Consider the following 18,946-nt stretch of genomic DNA (forward strand, 5'->3'; position numbering starts at 1 on the left):
ATGGAGGAAGCGATCTCGCCTAAAATCGGATTGGCTCTCTCAGGGGGCGGCTCCAGGGCAATGGCATTCCATCTTGGTTGCCTGAGAGCGCTCGACCAGCTCGGGCTGCTGCGTCGGATCGACGTCCTCTCGACCGTATCGGGCGGCAGCGTGATTGGCGCATTCTTCCACGCGCACAACGGCGACTTTGCGTCGTTCGAAACAAAGATGCGCGAGATTCTGTCTCAAGGCCTTGCCAGGCGCATGTGCCGGAAACTGCTCAGCCCGCTCGGCCTGAAGGTGGCCGCAGCCTTCGTACTGATCGGCGCCGTGGCCGTCGTTGTAGCGCTGCTCAGGACGATGGTAGGCGTACTCGAACTGATAACGCCTTCATCGCTCGCGCGGCATTTCGAATCTTTCGACGTCAGGTCACCTGTTCATCGCTTCGCGAGCCGAACCAGCCTGCTCGAAGCGGTGTTAGACGAGCTTCTTTTCAGCGGCGCTTCGATGAGCAACCTGCGGCCCGCGCCTCACCTTGTCATCAATGCCACCGAGCTTAGAACCGGTTCGGCCTTCCGGTTCGGAACCAAGGAGTCGGGCTCGTGGCGTTGGGGGAAGTTGCATCGAAACGACGTGTCGGTCGCGCACGCCGTCGCCGCGTCGGCCGCCTACCCGCTGTTTCTTCCGGCCTTCGACGAAACATTTACGTTCGACAACAAGGGCGCACTACGAGCCGAGCGGGTGGTCCTGACGGACGGCGGGATCTACGATAATCTCGGTCTCGGCTGCCTCTGGCCAGACCGCTCGCCGGACGTCAGCCTGAACGTGACGCCCGTCGATACGATCATCTGCTGCTCGGCGGGATACGGCCTGCGGCAGGAGCCTCCGAGCCAGTTCATGCTCGCGCGGATGTCGAGCGTCTTCGGCGCGCTGTTCGATCGCGCGCAGAATGCCTCGATCCACCGACTGCATGCGGCGCAACGCTCCGGGCAGATCAAGCACTTCATTTTTCCCTATCTCGGCCAACTCGACAAAACCTTGCCGGACCCACCTTCCAACCTGGTACGCCGGGAGGAGGCTCATTCGTATCCGACCGATTTCAACGCGATGCCGACGGAGTGGATCGACCGGCTTAGTCTTCGCGGAGAACAACTGACGTTATGTTTGGCTCGCGCTTATATTCCTCATCTGATCGGCAAACCCGCAATCTGCTGAAATGAGGACACGTAGGTCAGCAGATGGCTTCCGCCGGTTTCTTCTTTGTGCGTCATGCCAGCCGTAGCTTTTTGGCGCTTCAGCCGGAGGACGCGATCGGCTTATACTCTTGCCAGAAGACGACCTTCATAGCGTCCTTGAGCTTCCGAAGCTCCAACCCCTCGTGAGCATCGGGCTCGAGCAATCCAGCGACAATCGAGCCATATCGTGATGCACGCTCGTACTCGATGGCGGCGCTTTCCCGCGTGATATCCCTCGGCGAATTCTTAACCCGGCAGCTTTTGTCGACGTCAATGTAGATCGCGTCCTGTTTTGCTCGGTCCCTCTCGCCGATAGCGACCGCGAGCACATCCGGCTCATACTCGTTATCGTCGAAGAAATTGCCGCGTCGGATCATCTCGAAATAGAGAATATTGAGAGCGCTGCTGATGCGCGACGGGAAACAGTCCCCGAGATCGTATTCTGCCGTAAGCTTGGCTTGGAGTTCCTCGATGGTCTCCCAGTCCGGACTGACGTACTCCATGACGATCGCAAGCAAATGTTTGCAAGCATGGCTTCTCATGATGCGCAACAGGTCCGTATCCCACGGCAGAAGCTCTTCACGCACCATGTAAAGAAGGAAAGCCTTTGCGTACTCCTCCTGCGCCAGCACGCAGATGGCAAGGCGGCCGCCGCCCCGTTCTTGGAATTCGAGCATCAGCGCGTCGTCCATCAAGCGCGATGCATTTGCGAGGCAAGCATCGATCGTGGCTTCCACGTCCGACTTGCGAGGAGTTTTCAAGAGTTTTGCCTTCCGCATTCGTCACACCCCTGGCCAATAAGCCGGGCTAGCTGCTTCTCACGATACGCTGGACTTCCAGCATCGTCGCACAGAATCCAAGCAGATCAACTTGAAGCGCGGTGCTTCACAAAGCAAGGCACCCCGCCAAGCGGGCTTCGCCCCCATCACGCAGCTCGCACCCTGACTAGCGGAGCGACATAGCTCAGGACCTCATGCTGCTGCCCATCTTGGAAGAGAAAGTGATTGGAGCCTCCCTGGCTGAGCTTCCCGCGGAGCGCCTTGCTTACCCGAAGCTGCGTCGGCTCCATCCACGCGTACATCCCAGCATCAATGACCTCGTCTGAGAGGATATCGATGAACTGATTATGCCGACTGCCGACCGCGAGCTCGCTTTTCTGGCTAAGGCCCTCAGCAAGGCTGTCGAACGTCATGATCTTGAAGTCATCCGTTTCAGCGGCTCTCACGAGCCGCCGGCGATCCGCGTTGCCTTCGTATTCCGCGCGTCGCCCAAAGACGAGCACGTACTTGTTATAAGTCGGATTGCTGGCCATATGCCGCGGCACCTGGACGGCGCTGACGGACGCCAAAAAGCCCGCCTTGTTCTGGTCCGAGAGAAACCATGCCTTCCACTGATTGATCTGCTGCAACGCGCGCGAAAAATCGCCGTGATACTCGTTCGTGTTGCCCTTGAAAAAGCTCGACCAGGGCTTTTCCAGCTCGATAAAGACGGCGTTCCAGTCATCCGTGCTCTTCGAGAAATAGAAGAAATCGGTTTTGTAGTCGGCGCCGAAAGAGAGCTTGCGAAGAACCAAGCTAAGCCCGATACCGTGGTTCTGTACGAACTCCCGCGGGATGAAGCGCGTGTGCTGCTCAAGGTAAGCTTGATACGCTTGCTCCTCGCGTTTTTCGTCGAGCAACTGCACGAACCGCGCTGCTTCTTCATCCAAATTCATCTTGGCTCCAAAGGCTGGGCGCTAGTTTTAACCTACTATCCCGGCGCCCCCCGGCTTGAGCAAGGATTTTGATAACCGGGAAGCCCTGCGAAAACGGGCGCGGTTCGTCCTATTTGTACGCCACAGATACCCAGCAGCCATGCCTGCTCGCTCGATTTCTGTATTCCTGCTGAGGTCTGCGATCTTATTGCCTCAAACCGATCAGGGTTTGGGCTGAGGCATGAACGGCAAAGACAAAAAGCCTCCGACCGAGGCAATGGGGTCGCCAAATAGTGGTGAAATGCCGCCTGCCACAAAGCGGCGTCGCAAGAACCGTGGCATGCCGCCTCCGGCGACGTTTGATATCGATACACTGCCGAGCAGCTCAAATTTGACGGCATTAGAGGCGGCCGCGGTCATCCGGCGCACGCCCGGAGCGCTGGAACAGTGGCGGCGCGATCCAAACCACCCGCTGAAATGGCGCTACGTCGATGGCCGGCCCCTCTATCGTGTCGATGCGGTGCGCGACTATCTGGCGAAGTGCGATAGGACCACTAGGGCGCCTCAGCCGCATAATGCTCACGGAGACGGCCGAGGAGCTCGGCCTTGATCGGGTCAAGCGGATTCGTCCGCTGAAGGCGCGCGATTTTGCCGACCCGTTTCGCGCCGACCAATTCCGCAATGTAGTCGTGGGCCGCTTCGAACGCCATCTTGCGGATGATCCACTGTTCGTCGTGATTGTAGACCTGATCAATTCCGCCTGGCTTTTGCCCAACACACAGCCGCTGGATTTCGTTGTCGTAGCCGCAACGCGACATGATGGTGCGCAAGCTGCGCCTTAAGTCATGCATGGTGAACTTGGCGACGCTCGCTTCCTTGACCAGGCGATTGACCATCTTGGTGAAGCCGGACATCTGGCCGCCGGTCTTCGGTGATGGGAAGACATAGTCGGAGGTTGCCCGCTGGAAATGTTTCGCGGCCGTGAGGACCTCGTCAACCAGGTGAGTGCGCGGCACATCGTGGTGCAGCCCCATCTTGGTCCACGCCGCATCGAAGGTGATCCGGTCGTCCATGATGTGCTTTCGCCACTCGATCATGGTAGGCTCGCTGCGGCGCGGGCCGCCGAGCAGACACGTGCGTGCCAGGAGACCGAAAGCCCCGAGCTTGCCGGATGCATCCCAGACCTTGATGATTTCCTCATCGGACAGCGCGCGGCCCTTTGTTCGGCGCCCGACTCTCTGCGCGCGAGTTTCCTTGGGCGCGCGATAGCCGGCGAGCACGTTGTGCTCGACGTAGCCTTCGCCGACGCACCATTCGAGGAAGGTGTGCACGTGCTTGCGCAAGTCCTTGGCGGCACCGCGCTTGCCGGTCTTGGCAATCTTGTCGACCGCAGCCATGATCTGCCGTCGCGTCAGGTCCCCCACGCCGCTCTCGGCGTGATCCTTGAGCCCGCGCCGCAGCGCCGACATTGCTGGCTTCCAGTTGACGACTTGACGTTCGGTCAAGGACGTCTGGTAGGGACCATCTTCATCAATGAGGGTCCCTAGCGTGGTGCGCTGCTTCTCGGCTGCCTGTTGCCGCCTCGCCTCGCGCTTCGCGTCGTTCGGGTCCAAGCCCTTGACGACCTCGCCTGCGGCGATGGTGGCGGCCTTGCGCGCGGCCTTCTCATTATATTTGGGCCACGCGCCAAGGGTTTTGCGCTGGGTCCCCCTCACCCCCGGCTTGGTGAAGAGGTAGACCCAGGTCCGGCCGCCGGTGGCGCGCATGCGCAAGGCGAGGCCGGGCAGCTTGTCGTCGTGGAGATAATGCTGCGCCTTACCCGGCGGCAGCGTTGCGTTGCGGATCACCGCATCGGTGAGTGTCAGCTGGTTGGCCGGCTCCGTCATGTTTCCTTCCCTCTCTCTGTGCCCAGCGTGCCCGCAAGAAGGGCAGTCAGCCCTCGAGCAGAACCGCGCCTCAGACCCTCCCCTTGCCGTGTGCCCGCGCGGAGAGGATCCAGAGACCCAAACAGAACCGGGTCTCAGACCTCCGTTGCTTTTGTGCCCCAAGGGAAAATCCACGGCGGGCACAACGGGGGCATACAAAATGTAGCAAGGTCACCTATGGGCTCTTATGGCCAAACAAGGCCACAACCAACGTCAATTAAAGGGTTTTTACATTTCAACTATGGCCGGATTTGGTTAGCTCGGGTCTACGGATTGTGGTTCACACGGGAGAGGTCCAAGGTTCGATCCCTTGTGCGCCCACCACGCTTCGCCAAAAGGTTTCGCGTGGCGCAGCCACGCCCGATAATGACGAAGCGTGTCCGGCGTAGCTCGAAGAGCGCAGACGGACCGGGGCGTCTCCGTCAGAAGTGTCGAAACAACCCCATGCACAGTAGCCGACGCCCGCCGGATCAAGGGATTGCGAATTTTCCGAATTTCAGTTGACGCGTCGGGCAAAACACCGGCAGAATGGCAGCATCCCGGAAGAGGACCGCGCTGCCGACGACTCGCACCGGGCGATTGAAACCGTATCCTCACTGGTGAGCGTGACCTTCCGGCCATTCGCGAGGAGCGGCACGGCTCGATCCCGTTCGCGCAGTTGCGCTCCTCCCCGAGCCACCCGTATGCCCTCAGGCAATTTTGAGGAGCGCATTGGGAGATCGCGACGCTGAAGACGGCTATCGCGCCGCTTTTCTCGAACGCTTCTTGACTGCGGTGTGCCGGTGTCTTGGCACTCATGCTTCACTCCCTTGTGCAGACGGCAGAACCCGCTCAATCCTGGGATCGAGCGGGCCAAGCGGCCGTTCGTCATTCTGCAAGGATGGGCGCCGATTTGCTTCCACCGGTCGGCTCCGGTGCTCGGATCGAGTGTTCCTGCGAGATCCGTCGAGATGCAGGCAAGGTCTTTATCAATTGACTTGTCCGCACGAGAGTGGTCACGTGACCGCACCAGACCGCATCGCATGTGACAAGCGGATAGGCTGGTCCGGAGCTGGCGACGAATGTCGCTGCTACTATCCTGAAAACTCGCAATCAAGCTCCTGCGCAATTGGCTGCCTGCAGGACGTGTCGCATTTGCAGCCCCAAGCGAGGAGGATCAATGCAGGTCGTCGTCAGAGACAACAATGTCGAGCAGGCGCTTCGTGTTCTCAAGAAGAAGATGCAGCGTGAAGGCGTCTTCCGGGAGATGAAGCAGCGACGCTCCTACGAAAAGCCCTCTGAAAGGAAGACTCGCGAGAAATCCGAAGCCATTCGCCGAGCCCGTAAGCTCGCTCGAAAGCAGGCGATCCGGGAAGGATTGCTGCCCGCACCGCCGAAAAAGAAGCCCTTCGAGCGCAAACCGCCTTTGCCCGAGGTCAAGGCCCGGGTCCCTACGGCCTGAAATCGATACCGCGCAACACGAGCTCAAGAAAATGGCGCGCGAATACAAGGTCCGCGCTGATTGTGGCTGGAAGCGCATCAGCGAGACGATCAGGGAACAGCTGCCACGGACTGCCCTCTCTGACCAACGGCGCCTGTGGCAGGCGCCGTCGGTCTGCTGCGCGCCCTCACGGCTTCGCGCCGGGCTGAACTCACGCCGATGGAAACGGGTTTGCCGCCTTGGTGTATTTCAGCGCGCCGATGCCAAAGCCTTCCTGGCTGCGGTTCTGGATGAATTCCTTGTGCTCGTAGTGCGGCGACAATTCGCGCCATAGCTGCGGGACGCCGCCGGCCCAGGCGCTGGTGTTGCCGCTGGACTCGCAGATGTCGTGGAACAGGATGATCCCGCCCTCGCGAACGAAGTGCCGGTAGCAGAGAAAATCCTGCTTGACGCCTTCGTAGCGATGATCGCCGTCGATGAACAAGGTGTCGATCAACCTGCCGTTCAGAAACTTCTCGACCCGCTTGACGGTATCATCCGCGTAGGACGGCATGTCGAAGAAGGTCCATTGCTGCTTCGGCGTGGCGAGCAGCTTCAGCATTTCCTTGTTCTTCACGTGCAGATCGATGCAGATCATCGTCTCCATCGTCGGCAGAAATCGCCCGAACAGGAGCGAGGTGCCGCCGTTCAGCGTTCCGATTTCAACCACGAGCTTCGGAGCGGAGGCGGCGATGTAATCGAGCGCCGACGAAATCTCCGTCTCGATCTGACAGGAGCCTGTGCCCATATGATGCTTGGTGAAATCGATCACGTCCTGCACGCTCGATGCGCGCTTGTACTCGCCGATGATCTCGTCGCGCCTTTGCGTATTGAATTTGAGGCGCAGTGCAGGTCCGCTGTCGGCCAGACGCTTCTTGACCTGTCGGACCGCGAGGACGGTCGGATGAAATTTCAGTTCCGTGAGTCGCTCATTCAAGGCTTTGCTTAACGACATTATCGAACCTCAATTCACTGAGAGCCCCGCACAACCGAGTGCTAGGATCGTTGCGAATTTGGGACAACTTAAGGTTTTTGCTTGACGGCAAAATGACCCGACGAGCTGACCTCGCCGGGCGATTGCAAGAGTCTCGAGTTCCCGAAGGCCCTCGCCGGCGAAACCGCCCACAGACGCGACAGATCGGCACGCACCCGTGAGTGCGTCTTGCTCAAACTCTATGCACTGCGTTGTCACTGGTGGTGACCGTGATATCGGCGTAGCGACACGCGCCGTGGCGGCGCTGGAACGGTGCGACCGCCAGCAACCAGATTTTCGAGATCGCCTTCGCCGGTCCGCCGATATGGGCGGCGTAGTCTGCCGCGATGTCGCGTTCATGCGCTTGCCAGGTTCCGAGACCCGCCTTGCCGGAACGAACGATCATATGCGTCTCGATCGCTGTCCAGGCGGGCAGCGGGCATCGGAAGACCTTGCCCTCGGGCAAGTGCTCGCTCCAGATATAGGTCAGATCCTGCCCGTCTTCGAACTTCACGCCGATCGAAAGATAGTCATGCGTCGCAGCCTGGTCTTCCGCGACGACCGATGGCAGTTGATCGATCTTCCAGCGCCATGCGAGACGCGGACGGGAGGTCAACGGAACCGGCAGTGGCCGCTCGATGATACTGACATGGCCCGTGGTATCGCAGACGATCTCGCCGTCGGCGGCCTGATTGAAGACTTCCTGCCCACCACCGAAACCGAGCAGGTTCGACCACCCCGCCGGCAGCTTAGCTCCACGCTCAAGACGCGCGAGCTCGGACTTGAGCAGACCGCCGACATCGCCATGCGCCAGCAGGCTCTTGATGCCGACAGCCGCATCGCCGCGCCACAGCAGGGCAACGCCGGTGATTTCGACATCCGCCTTCTTGTAAATGTCTTCCGGCGTCCCCAGCACACCGTCCTCACTGGTCCATTCCGCGGCCGAGCGCGCGACCTCGATTGGTCCGTCATGGGAGACCGGCATCGTTCCCGTATCCAGCATCGGATTGTACATCGGCCGCAGCCCGCGCGAGCGTGCGTGGAAGACCAGACCCGGACCGAACCAGAGATCATGCTCGCGCGACAGCCACATGCGACCGCCCAGCAGGAACGTCACTTGCTGGCCGCGCGCCGCGTCGAGCCCGAAATCGGTCCACGGCAGATCGGCGCCCTTGAGCTCGAAAGCCCTGGTGGCGAGCAGCTCCGCTGAACTCGCCTTCGCGATGAGATCCTTGATGCCGCTGACGATGTCGACCTGAACGCTCTGCTCCGCCGCTTGCGCTGTCCGCAGCGCCGGGCCGGCAAAGGGCAGCGCCAGGCCGAGCGCGGAGGCACGTAACATGACATCACGCCGGGAAATCTTCCCGGCAGGAGACGAGAAGCCAAGACAAGCAAAGCACATACAATCCTCCCTGCCCCACCGCGATGCGGGCGTATGGCCGTAGTCCATCGGGACTCGCATGCTATGTTTCCGTGCCGAGTTCGGCCCGCCAGGATGCGCCGATCTCGCCGCCAATTTGGCGCATGAGGGCAGATGCACCAGACCGGTTACACGCGCGCGAGCACGCTCGGCCCGATCGCAGAGGTCGTAGCGGCGGCCGGAGGATCGATCGAGCGGGTGTTTCGCCGCGCCGATCTTCCCCTCGCCTTGCTGGACTCGCCGGACACGCTGTTGCCACTCCGTGATCATTTCCGGCTGTTGATGATGACCTCGCGGGAATTGCACGACGAGGTGTTTGCAGCGCGCCTCGGTCGCCAGGCGTCGATGGCCGGCCTCGGCGTTTTCGGCCGATGGGTCGCGCAGGCGCCAACCCTACTCGAGGCGATCCAGCGCGCTGGAACCAGCCTGCCGCACATGCTGCAGAATGCCACGCAGCTGGTGGTCCGCCGCTACGGCAACGAAATTCACTGGTCGTACGAAGTATCCGACCCGGCGCGCGACGGGCGCCTGCAGAACGAGATGCTCGCGATCTGGTACATGATCGCCGTCGTCAGGCATTTTACCGGCGCGTGGTGGCTGCCTGACAGAATCATCCTGGGCGGCCTTCCAAGCCGGCTGCGATGTCAGGCCGGCGAGTTGATGGGCACCGACACGGCCATCGACAACGCCGCGAGCGCGATCGTGTTCGATCGACGGTTGCTGAGGTCAGTCAATCCAAATCTTGGGCAAGACGATGGGCTGGCCGCAAGCGAACTTGGACGCATTTTTGACCTGCCGGATCCGGACGACCTGCCGGGTCGTCTCTCCGTGCTGATCGAACTGGAGCTGCTCGATCGTCGTCCGTCTCTCGCGCACATGGCAGCCCGATCGGGACTCGCGAGACGAACGCTGCAGCGCCGGCTCAGCGAAGCCGGCCTGAGCTACAGCGACCTGCTGCGAAACGCGCTGCAGCGACGGGCGGTGAGACTGCTATCTCAGACCGAGCGCTCGATCAGCGAAATCGCAGCCATGCTCGGCTATGACGACCCCTCTCATTTCAGCCGGGCCTTCGAACGCTGGAGCGGCGTTCCCCCCACCCATTGGCGGCGTCTCCTGGAAGCGCGCGCGCAGCCGGACACCCACCCTTCAAGTTCCTGACCGCGTTCCTAAGCGATCTCGACGAGCTCAATCTCCTGCGCGCCCGCCCCCACGACATCGCCCACGGCTTTTCCCATCAGCGACTTCGCGACCGGCGATACGAACGAGATCGACCCGGCCTTCGGATCGGCTTCGTCCTCGCCGACGATACGGTAGGTCTGCACGCGGCCGTCGGCCCGGCTGAACGTCACGGTGCTGCCAAAGGCAACCGTCTCATGCGACGCCGGATTGGCGACGAGCTGCGCGGTGCGCAGCCTTTCGGCGAAGTAGCGGACGTCGCGCAAGGGAACCGCCGACTGCCTTCGCTTTTCGTTGACGTCGTCGATGGCTTGCGCGGCTTCATAGGCCTCGCGCGCGTCCTTGAGCTGCCTCTGCAGCGCCTGCAAGCCCGTCTCCGTCACGAGGTTTGGATGCGACGAGATCGGGCGATCCGGCAACAGCGTTTCGGAGGCGGTCTCGGCGCTCTCTTCTTTGGTAAAGGCGACGCTCAATTCGAATATCCTGTCGAACAGTTTTGGAAATGATCGCCGCGCACTCGCACCGCGATCCACCGGAGTGAACCGCGCGGGGGGCGCCGGGCGATCATCCTCGACTATATCTCAAGTTCGACGAAACGGCGTAGCTTGAAGACGAGGTCGGGCAGAGCCTGGCGGAACCGGGTCGCGTTCTGGAACGTCGTCGAAAACGGCGCGAAGGTGATCATCGCGTTCCAATTCCGATAGCCATAGACCGTGACCGAGACGCCGGACGGGGGAAAATCCTCGATCTTGCGCAACTCGCCGAGCACGAGCTCGGCAATCGCGTCCGCCGGCAGAAGGCGCTTGCCGTCCGCCGTCAGGGATGGAGCGGCAGGCCCAACCGGCGTCGGCGCCGCGACCGCTTGATCGGCAGCATCCTGGAGCTTCGGAGACTCCGCCTCCGGGACTTGCGCCACGTCCGCGGCCGGTGCGGCTGCCGGCCCGGCCGGCATGAAGTCAGCAAGCGGCGGCGGGCTGGCGGCCTCTGTGCGCTTGCCACCTCCCAGGATGCTGCTGATCATGGCCACAAGGCCAGCATCCCTCGCGTCGTCACTCATCACGATTCCCCCCGGCTAGGGCTACTCTAGCATCGGCAGTGTACCCTGCCACAGGGGTCAGCTGATCAGATCGAGCCCTTGCTGCTGCATGGCTCCCAGCCAGTTCACCGCGGCGCAAGAGGGGGAGCACCTCGCGCCGCGGTGCGATCGGTCACTGCTTCTCGAACGGAATATATTGCTGGTACTGCTTCGGCACGGAGTTGCGATAGCGCGCGGGGACGGTGCCGGTGTCGACCGAATGATCGATCTCCTGCTGCCGCGTCATCTTCTTCTTGGCCGGCTTCTTCTCGGCGCTCTTCTTCGCACCGGCCGGCGGGGTCGAGGTGTCCGTGGTCGCGGCCGGTGCAGTGGTCGCAGCAGGCGCCGTCGTGGTGGCCGCGGCGGCCGGCGGCGTGCCGCCCGCGGCCGGCGCGGTTTGCGCCAGCGCGAGCGGCGTCTGCATGATGAGCGCCAGTGCCGCAGTCGCAGCCAGCAAATATGATTTTTGCATCAGAACCTCCAAAATGCCTGATCCCCAATGACGGATGGTCCCGCGGGATCGACGCGTGCAAGTCCGCCGAAGATAGGCGTGAGCCCGGCTGCAAACTGTGGCCGAGATCACATTGTCCACGGCGGCGTGCGGCATCATAGGCGCATGCCGAACGCGGCGCACGCGCCGAGACCTAGACGCGCGCGACAATGTGTCGGGTGAGTCCCGGAACGCACGAGGCATCCGGCGCCACGCCCTTTCGCGCCCCCGCGACGATTGACGAGGCGACGCACGCGCCACAATTTTTGCGCGAGCACGGCGTTCGCCACGCCACATCGTCTCACCGATTAGGTCGGCGAAGCTGACATTGCTTTGCGCCGACATTTTCGATGACGAGAATGTTATTCGCCATCGGTGCGGGAAGAATTTGCAAGATACATCCGTAGCTTGATCGCAACGTTTGCTCACGGAACCGCATCGACGTCGCGCGATGTGTGAAGCAGTGCATTGCGACGCCAAATTCCGCGATCTAGCCTCGCATGCATATCCTATTACGAACAACTTTAACTTTAGTTGCTTGCCGTCGTAACTTTTCATGGAGGTTCTTTATGAGCAGTCGTCACGCCATTACGCCCCGCGGTCTCAACGCCACCCGCTCGCCGCTGTCACAAGGCCGCTTCGGCCGCATGTTCCGCAATCTGACGCCGGCGAAATTCGGCCCGAACGAGGCCGATAACATCGCCAACCTCTCTGCGCTCGCCGACAACATGATCGGCGATTTCGACGCCCCCAAAGACAGCCCCGATGGCGAGGAGAGCGGAATTCCCGCGCTCTACACTTATTTCGGCCAGTTTGTCGATCACGACATCACCTTCGATCCGGTGAGCTCGCTGACCAAGCAGCAGGACCCGGACGGGCTCGTCGATTTCCGCACGCCCTCGTTTGATCTCGATAATCTCTACGGGCGCGGTCCGAACGACCAGCCCTACATGTACGACGGCGCCGGCAAATTCCTGCTCGGCGAGACCTTGACCGGCACCGGCGTCTCCAACGCCTTCGACCTGCCGCGCTTCAAAGGCCGCGCACTGATCGGCGATCCCCGCAACGACGAAAACAGCATCGTCTCGCAGTTCCAGGGGCTGATGCTGCGTTTCCACAACCGCATGGTCGACGACAATGACAGCCTCTCGTTCCAGGACGTGCAACAGCGCGTCCGCTTCCACTACCAATATGTCGTGCTGAACGACTTCCTGCCGCGCATCGTCAATGCCTCCGTGCTGAACGATCTCAAGAGCGGCGGCCATTACGATCGCAGCAAGCTCGCCTATTATCATTGGAAGAATTATCCCTACATGCCGGTCGAGTTCTCGGTCGCGGCCTACCGGCTCGGGCATTCCATGATCCGGCCCGGCTATCGGCTGAACGACGCCGACAACATGCTGTTGCAGATCTTCCCCGATCCCAACAATCCGGACAACAATGCGCTGACCGGCTTCCGCGCGATGGGTCCGGGACGCGCCATGGACTGGGGCCGGTTCATCGACATCGACACGCGCGCCTTCGGCGACGAGGGCGACGACACCAATCCCGACAACAAGCGGCGGCTGCAGTTCGCCTATCGCATCGACACCTCGCTGGTCGATCCGCTACGCAGGCTGCCGCCGGAGGTCGCCTCCAATCCGTCCTCGCTGGCGCTGCGCAATCTCGAGCGCGGCTGGCGGCTTGGCCTGCCCTCGGGCCAGGCCGTCGCCAAGGCGATGCACGTGACGCCGCTGACCGACGAGCAGATCATCATCGGCCGCGCCGTCGACAATCCCGATCCAGCCGGCGATCCGCAGGTGCCGATCGCGTCGATCGCGAACGGCGTGTTCAAAGGCAACTGCCCGCTGTGGACCTACATCCTCGCCGAAGCGCGCCAGTTCGCGACCAAGGTCACGGTCCCCGCCACCGGTGCACCGGCGGGCGGCATCAACACGCCACAGCTCGGGCCCGTCGGCGGCCGCATCGTCGCCGAAGTCTTCCTCGGCATGATGTTCGGCGACGCTTCCTCGGTGCTGTCGCTCGACCCGAACTGGGCGCCGGTGACCGGTCCCGATTTCAAGCTGAAGGATCTCGTGACCTACGCGCTGGGTAACGGCGCGCCGCTGCATTGATGTTCTGAAGAGACGATTATCCGTGGGGCTTGCTCCGCCTCTCCCGCTTGCGGGAGAGGCGGACGCGCTCGCAGAGGGTGAGGGTTCTCACCACGCAGGGGCAATCCCTAGCCAGCAATCCCGACGTGGAGAGACCCCCACCCCAGCCCTCCCCCGCAAGCAAGAGAGGGAGCCCATTGTCGACGCCGCAACATCGTGCAGTCAAACGCGATTGAAGCAGTGCGTACGAACTCTCGTTCTAATGCGCGGCCCCAAGACCGCTCTCCGAAAGCCGCTCCGCAAACCAGAGCGACTGCACCTGATCGACGACGCCGCTGACATAGACTTCCGACATCGTCACGCCGTGCCTGTCGAGCACCAGCAGCACGCCGATCCAGTAGGCGAACCAGACATGCGGGTCGGTCATCGCTTTCAGCTTGTGCTGGTCGTGCTCCAGCGGCGTGTGATTGCTCGCCTTGCGGATCTCGACAGTGAGCAGATTGTTCGGGATCTCGCGCTGATGCACGACGACATCGGGGTAGATCGACTTGCCGAGATGATCGTCGGTCGAGATGATGGTGCCATGCGGCAGGTGCAGCGTGCGCTCGCCGAGCCGGTCGTAATTGCAATCGACCGCCCAGCCCTGGAATTGCCGTTCGAGATAGACGGCGAAGCGGTGCGTGACGGCGCGCTCGCCGATATCCTTCTCGAACAGGAAATCTTCGTGGGCGTAAAACTCCCGGAGCGCCGCGATCACCTTGTTCAGCTCGGTCTGCATCGTGCCTCCGGGCTCATCACGCTCTTAGTTCAGTGTCGTCCCGGCGTAGGCCGGGCCCCACCGCGACATTTATCGTGTACGCACAGTGCACGCACCGAACGCCTAGTCTTCGCCAAACCTCTCCCTGGGGTGATGGGTCCCGGCTTTCGCCGGGACGACGTGGGGAGAGAACTTGGCCTACATCACGACTTCGATCAGCCGCGGTCCCGGCTCGGCGACGGCCTCGGCCAGCGCCTTGTTGAACTCATCGGCATTGGTGACGGCGCGGCCGGGCACGCCCATGCCCTTGGCCAGCGCCACGAAATCGAGCGTCGGACGATCAAGCCGCAGCATGTCGTTGGCGCGCTGGCCGGGCTCGCCGGCACCGACATTGTCGAACTCGCCGCGCAGGATCTGGTAGATGCGGTTGGCGAACACGATGGTGACGATATTGAGATTCTCGCGCGCCTGGGTCCACAGCGACTGGATCGTGTACATCGCGCTGCCGTCGCCGACCATGGTGATGACCTTGCGGTCCGGGCAGGCGATCGCCGCGCCGATCGACAGCGGCGTCGAGAAGCCGATCGAGCCGCCCATGTTCTGCAGCCAGTCATGCGGCGCGGCTGCGGCCGTCGGCGGGAAGAAGCCGCGGCCGGTGGTGAGGGATTCGTCGACCATGATCGCGTTCTCGGGGATCGCACATGCGATCGCCTGCGCGATCGAGGCGAAGGTGAGCGCGCCGGTCGGCTTGACCAGTTCCTGTAACGCCTGCGGCTTGACGTCCCTGGCGCTCGCCTTCACCGCGCCGGCGAGCGCTTCCAGAGCCGCGACCGAATTCTCGCCCCAGGAGGTCATGCGATGGACCTCGCAGCCATCGGGCTTGAGCATGCTCGGCTTGTTCGGGTAGGCGAAGAACGCCACGGGATCGTCGGACTCGACAAGCACGATGTGACGGAACTTTGCCAGCATCGGCAGCGCGTTCTCGATGACGTAATGGATGCGGTCGATCGAGAAGCGGCCGCGGCCACGTGCCATCTTCGGGCGGAAGGTCGGGCCCATCACGGTGCAGCCGGTCTTGCCGGCGATGCGCTCGGCCAGCGCCAGGCCGTGCTCGCTCAGCGCGCTGCCGGTCATCAGGAGCAGCGTGCCCTCGCCGTCACCATGCAGGGTCCTGGCGGCCTGCTCGACCGCCTGCGGCGAATAGCTGGCGCGCTGCTGCTCGGCCGGGACCTCGGCGACGCCGTCGGCCTCGTTCCAGGCGGTGTCGGCGGGCAGGATCAGGGTCGCGATCTGCGGCGGAGCGCTCTTGGCGGCGGCGATCGCGGCGGCGCCATCAGCGGCGACCGATTTGGCATTCGGCGAGGTGCGGACCCAGGACGACATCGGCCGGGCCAGGCCCTCGATGTCGGAGGTCAGCGGCGCGTTGTAGTCGATGTGGTAGACGGCGTGCTGGCCGACGATGTTGACGATGCCGGAATTGGCCTTCTTGGCATTGTGCAGATTGGCAAGGCCATTGGCGAGGCCGGGGCCGAGATGCAGCAGGGTCGAGGCAGGCTGGCCCTTCATGCGGAAATAGCCGTCGGCCGCACCCGTCACCACGCCCTCGAACAGGCCGAGCACACAGCGCATGCCCGGCACGCGGTCGAGCGCTGCGACAAAGTGCATCTCGGAGGTGCCGGGGTTGGTGAAGCAGACGTCCACCCCGCCCTTGACCATCGTCCGCACCAGGCTTTCCGCACCGTTCATTCTGTCTGCTCCCGCAACCGGCGATTTCCAGTGATCCGTCCGACCAATCATTGTTCGCAGGCCCGGTCAAAGCAATAGCCGGCATCGCGGCCCTGCCCCGCATGACGATGCGCCGGCTTGGATGATTTTTTCCGCCAAATGGACGCCGTTGCCGATTTGGTAACGCCATCCGTTAACGATGCCCTGCCTCACGGGGCCGTGGCTTGCGAAATGCCGGCAAATATGGCCTCTGGCTGTCGTTGAATCGATTTTTTTCTGGGGGAAACAATGATCCGGTTTTTTGCCGCGCCGCTTGCCGCAATGGCACTCTTGCTCACTGGCGTGGCCGACGCATCCGCAGCGGGGATGGTGGACTTCACGGGCACCAGCTCCACCGGCTTTCTCGGCGGCGGCGCGAGCCCGATCCCCCGCACCACCGTCATGTACAACGGCAACTATGCCCCCGGCACGATCGTGGTGAACACGGCCGAGCGCCGGCTCTACCTGGTGCTCCAGGACGGCCAGGCGCTGCGCTACGGCATCGGCGTCGGCCGTGACGGCTTCCGCTGGGGCGGGGTGCACAAGATCACCGCCAAGAAAGAATGGCCGGAGTGGACGCCGCCGTCGCAGATGATCGCCCGCCGGCCGGACCTGCCGCGCCACATGAAGGGCGGCATCGAGAATCCGCTCGGCGCGCGCGCAATGTACCTGGGCTCGACGCTCTACCGCATCCACGGCTCCAACGAGCCGGAGACGATCGGCCAGGCGGTGTCCTCGGGCTGCTTCCGCATGACCAATGACGACGTCACCGACCTCTACGGCCGCGTCGGGGTCGGCACCACCGTGGTCGTGCTGAACAACTGACCGGCCGGCCGCGAGCGGAACCTGCTCGGCGCGGGAATTTGCGGACTTGTGCGGAGGCACCGAATACGGCAGCGTTGCGCAACGATGCGCGCCTTCAACCCGCTCTCGGTTCCCCTCCGCATCGCCCTGGTGGCGCTCGCAACGCTCATCTGCGTGCCTGACACCGCTACCAAAGCGATCGCCGGCGAGCTGCCCGCGATCGCCTCACGCCAGCGCACCGAGAAGAAGAGCTTTACCGACGCCGAGATCGTCGACGGTTTCTTCAAGACCGCGTTCGGCGCCGAATACCACCTCGCCGGCCGCGTCGATCGCATCCGCAAGTTCGACGGGCCGGTGCGCGTGTTCGCCGAGACCGACCGGGCCGACCGCAAGGCGCAGCTCGCGAAGGTCGTGGCCGACATCGCCGCGCGCGTGCAGCACCTCGACATCGCCATGACCGACACCAGCGAGGCGGCGAATCTGCGGGTGAAGCTCGTGCGCGACCGCGACCTCTACCGCACCATTGCGAGCTTCTACGGCGCGGAGAAGGCGCGCGATATCCGCACCTCGCTCGATCCGCAATGCCTGTCCGGCTTCCGCAAGAACGATCAATTCGAGATCGAGCATTCCGACGTCATCCTCACCGTCGACATCAGCGATTTCACTTTCCTCGACTGCGCCTATGAGGAGGTGCTGCAATCGCTCGGGCCGATCAACGACACCGCGAGCGTGCCGTGGACGATGTTCAACGACAATGTGTCGATGGGCTATTTCGACGTCTACGACCAGTACATCCTCAACCTGCTCTACGATCCCCGCATCAAGGCCGGCATGACCGTGCTGGAGGTGCGATCGGTGCTGCCCGAAGTGCTCACCGACGTGCGCGCCTGGGTGAAGCGGGTGAACGATCTGAAAGAGCAGTAATCCCGGTCGCCGTGGCGACGTCCTATTGCACCAGATCGGCGACGGTGGTCGCGGCCTTCAGGCCGGTGCCGGTGAGGACCGCAACCGTGGTCTCGTTCGCCTTGATGGCGCCGCTGGCGGAGAGTTTGTCGAGCGCCGCAGCTGCGCTGGCGCTGGTGGGCTCGGTGAACAGGCCCTGCCGCGCCAGACGCCGCAGGGCGGCCACGATCTCGACCTCGGTAAGCGCAACGGTGCCGCCGCCGCTTTCACGCAGCGCAGCGATGATCTCGCGCAGCCGCAGCGGGTGCTTGATCGCAGTGCCCTCGGCGATGGTCTTGTTGACCTCGCGCGCGACGGGCGTGTCGGCGCCGGCCTTGAAGCTGGCGTCGATCGGCGAGCAGTTGAGCGGCTGCGCCGCAAACAGCCGCGGCAGCTTTGCGATCTGCCCCGCTTTCAACAGCTCGCGGAAGCCGAAGGCGCAGCCGAGCAGGCTGCTGCCGGCGCCGACGGGAACGATGACGTTGTCCGGCGCGCGAAAACCGAGGTCTTCCCAGATTTCATAGGCGAACGATTTGGTGCCCTCGAGGAAGAACGGCTGCCAGTTGTGGCTGGCATAGAAAGTCTGGCTCGACTGCCTGATGGCCTCGGCCTCCGACTCCTCGCGCGGGCCCTCGACGAGCTGCACCTCGGCGCCATAAGCACGCACTTGTGCAATCTTGGCTGGCGACGTCGAGGCCGGCGCCAAGATCTTCACGCGCATGCCTCCGGCAGCGCCAAGCCCGGCCATGGACGAGCCGCCATTGCCGGAGGAGTCCTCGAGAATGGCGTCGACGCCGATCTGGCGGAGGAAGGACAGCATGACCGCGGAGCCGCGGTCCTTGAAGCTGCCGGTCGGATTGAACCATTCGAGCTTGAAGAACGGACGCAGATCGCCCCAAGACTGCTGCACCAGCGGCGTGCAGCCAACGCCGAGCGAAATCGGGTCCTTGATCTCCACCGGCAGCGACGCGCGGTAGCGCCACAGCGACCGCGTGCCGCTGTCGATATCCGCGCGCGAGATCCCCGCGCCTGGCGTCACCAGCAGCGGCGTGCGCTCGTCCGAGCACCAGCGCGGCTCGTGAAGCGGATAGAGCTTTCCATTGCGGGGATCGATGTAGCTGGCGGCAGGCATGGCGCACTCCGAAAACGAGGCCGGAGGCT

General features: G+C 62.9%; 17 protein-coding genes. 6 read left to right on the top strand and 11 right to left on the bottom strand.

Features of this window, described 5'->3' with window-relative positions; genetic code table 11:
* Complete coding sequence (locus tag JQ587_RS34970; protein WP_212428388.1) at positions 1-1,194, top strand: patatin-like phospholipase family protein; 1,194 nt, start codon at positions 1-3, stop codon at positions 1,192-1,194.
* Positions 1,195-1,273: 79 nt separating this feature from the next.
* Here JQ587_RS34970 and JQ587_RS34975 read toward each other — a convergent pair whose 3' ends face one another.
* The 3 genes from JQ587_RS34975 to JQ587_RS34985 all read right to left on the bottom strand — a co-directional run bounded on the left by JQ587_RS34975 (position 1,274) and on the right by JQ587_RS34985 (position 4,793).
* Positions 1,274-1,993 carry an AbiV family abortive infection protein gene (locus JQ587_RS34975; protein WP_212428389.1) on the bottom strand — a complete coding sequence of 240 codons (720 nt, stop codon included), beginning with the start codon at positions 1,991-1,993 and terminating at the stop codon, positions 1,274-1,276.
* 146 nt (positions 1,994-2,139) lie between these two features.
* The gene (locus tag JQ587_RS34980; RefSeq protein ID WP_212428390.1) at positions 2,140-2,928 is read right to left on the bottom strand and encodes a Shedu anti-phage system protein SduA domain-containing protein; all 789 of its coding nucleotides are present in this window, start codon (positions 2,926-2,928) and stop codon (positions 2,140-2,142) included.
* A 533-nt stretch (positions 2,929-3,461) separates the two neighbouring features.
* Positions 3,462-4,793 carry a tyrosine-type recombinase/integrase gene (locus JQ587_RS34985; protein ID WP_212428391.1) on the bottom strand — a complete coding sequence of 444 codons (1,332 nt, stop codon included), beginning with the start codon at positions 4,791-4,793 and terminating at the stop codon, positions 3,462-3,464.
* Between the two features lie 1,198 nt (positions 4,794-5,991).
* Between JQ587_RS34985 and rpsU the strand changes: the two genes are divergently transcribed.
* Positions 5,992-6,273: a 30S ribosomal protein S21 gene (rpsU, locus tag JQ587_RS34990; protein ID WP_212428392.1), complete on the top strand. Its 282-nt coding sequence runs from the start codon at positions 5,992-5,994 to the stop codon at positions 6,271-6,273.
* Between the two features lie 190 nt (positions 6,274-6,463).
* Here rpsU and JQ587_RS34995 read toward each other — a convergent pair whose 3' ends face one another.
* Positions 6,464-7,228 carry a class I SAM-dependent methyltransferase gene (locus JQ587_RS34995; protein WP_212300037.1) on the bottom strand — a complete coding sequence of 255 codons (765 nt, stop codon included), beginning with the start codon at positions 7,226-7,228 and terminating at the stop codon, positions 6,464-6,466.
* A gap of 229 nt (positions 7,229-7,457) precedes the next feature.
* Positions 7,458-8,606: a DUF3047 domain-containing protein gene (locus JQ587_RS35000; protein ID WP_249154678.1), complete on the bottom strand. Its 1,149-nt coding sequence runs from the start codon at positions 8,604-8,606 to the stop codon at positions 7,458-7,460.
* A gap of 192 nt (positions 8,607-8,798) precedes the next feature.
* Between JQ587_RS35000 and JQ587_RS35005 the strand changes: the two genes are divergently transcribed.
* Complete coding sequence (locus JQ587_RS35005) at positions 8,799-9,842, top strand: AraC family transcriptional regulator (protein WP_212428394.1); 1,044 nt, start codon at positions 8,799-8,801, stop codon at positions 9,840-9,842.
* 8 nt (positions 9,843-9,850) lie between these two features.
* Here the strand turns inward: JQ587_RS35005 and greA are convergent, their stop codons facing one another.
* The 3 genes from greA to JQ587_RS35020 all read right to left on the bottom strand — a co-directional run bounded on the left by greA (position 9,851) and on the right by JQ587_RS35020 (position 11,407).
* On the bottom strand, positions 9,851-10,333 hold the full coding sequence (greA, locus tag JQ587_RS35010; RefSeq protein WP_212300297.1) for a transcription elongation factor GreA: 483 nt from the start codon (positions 10,331-10,333) through the stop codon (positions 9,851-9,853).
* A 101-nt stretch (positions 10,334-10,434) separates the two neighbouring features.
* Complete coding sequence (locus tag JQ587_RS35015; RefSeq protein ID WP_212428395.1) at positions 10,435-10,917, bottom strand: hypothetical protein; 483 nt, start codon at positions 10,915-10,917, stop codon at positions 10,435-10,437.
* Positions 10,918-11,068: 151 nt separating this feature from the next.
* Positions 11,069-11,407, bottom strand: a complete 339-nt coding sequence (locus tag JQ587_RS35020; RefSeq protein WP_212300041.1) for a hypothetical protein — start codon at positions 11,405-11,407, stop codon at positions 11,069-11,071.
* Between the two features lie 587 nt (positions 11,408-11,994).
* Between JQ587_RS35020 and JQ587_RS35025 the strand changes: the two genes are divergently transcribed.
* The gene (locus tag JQ587_RS35025; protein ID WP_212428396.1) at positions 11,995-13,539 is read left to right on the top strand and encodes a peroxidase family protein; all 1,545 of its coding nucleotides are present in this window, start codon (positions 11,995-11,997) and stop codon (positions 13,537-13,539) included.
* Between the two features lie 238 nt (positions 13,540-13,777).
* Here the strand turns inward: JQ587_RS35025 and JQ587_RS35030 are convergent, their stop codons facing one another.
* Both JQ587_RS35030 and JQ587_RS35035 read right to left on the bottom strand, forming a co-directional pair.
* Complete coding sequence (locus tag JQ587_RS35030) at positions 13,778-14,296, bottom strand: hypothetical protein (RefSeq protein ID WP_212428397.1); 519 nt, start codon at positions 14,294-14,296, stop codon at positions 13,778-13,780.
* A gap of 177 nt (positions 14,297-14,473) precedes the next feature.
* Positions 14,474-16,021: an acetolactate synthase large subunit gene (locus JQ587_RS35035; protein WP_212428398.1), complete on the bottom strand. Its 1,548-nt coding sequence runs from the start codon at positions 16,019-16,021 to the stop codon at positions 14,474-14,476.
* A 345-nt stretch (positions 16,022-16,366) separates the two neighbouring features.
* Here JQ587_RS35035 and JQ587_RS35040 point away from each other — a divergent pair, with 345 nt between their 5' ends.
* Together JQ587_RS35040 and JQ587_RS35045 are read left to right on the top strand one after the other, a co-directional pair.
* Positions 16,367-16,864, top strand: a complete 498-nt coding sequence (locus JQ587_RS35040; RefSeq protein WP_433995255.1) for a L,D-transpeptidase — start codon at positions 16,367-16,369, stop codon at positions 16,862-16,864.
* 84 nt (positions 16,865-16,948) lie between these two features.
* Positions 16,949-17,767 carry a DUF2927 domain-containing protein gene (locus tag JQ587_RS35045; RefSeq protein WP_212428399.1) on the top strand — a complete coding sequence of 273 codons (819 nt, stop codon included), beginning with the start codon at positions 16,949-16,951 and terminating at the stop codon, positions 17,765-17,767.
* Positions 17,768-17,789: 22 nt separating this feature from the next.
* On the opposite strand, the gene JQ587_RS35050 is transcribed toward JQ587_RS35045, so the two are convergent.
* A complete protein-coding gene (locus tag JQ587_RS35050) occupies positions 17,790-18,917 on the bottom strand; it encodes a threonine synthase (RefSeq protein ID WP_212428400.1) in 1,128 nt (375 codons plus the stop codon).
* Between the last annotated feature and the right edge of the window lie 29 nt (positions 18,918-18,946).

This window comes from Bradyrhizobium manausense (assembly GCF_018130615.1).
Taxonomy (GTDB): domain Bacteria; phylum Pseudomonadota; class Alphaproteobacteria; order Rhizobiales; family Xanthobacteraceae; genus Bradyrhizobium; species Bradyrhizobium manausense_A.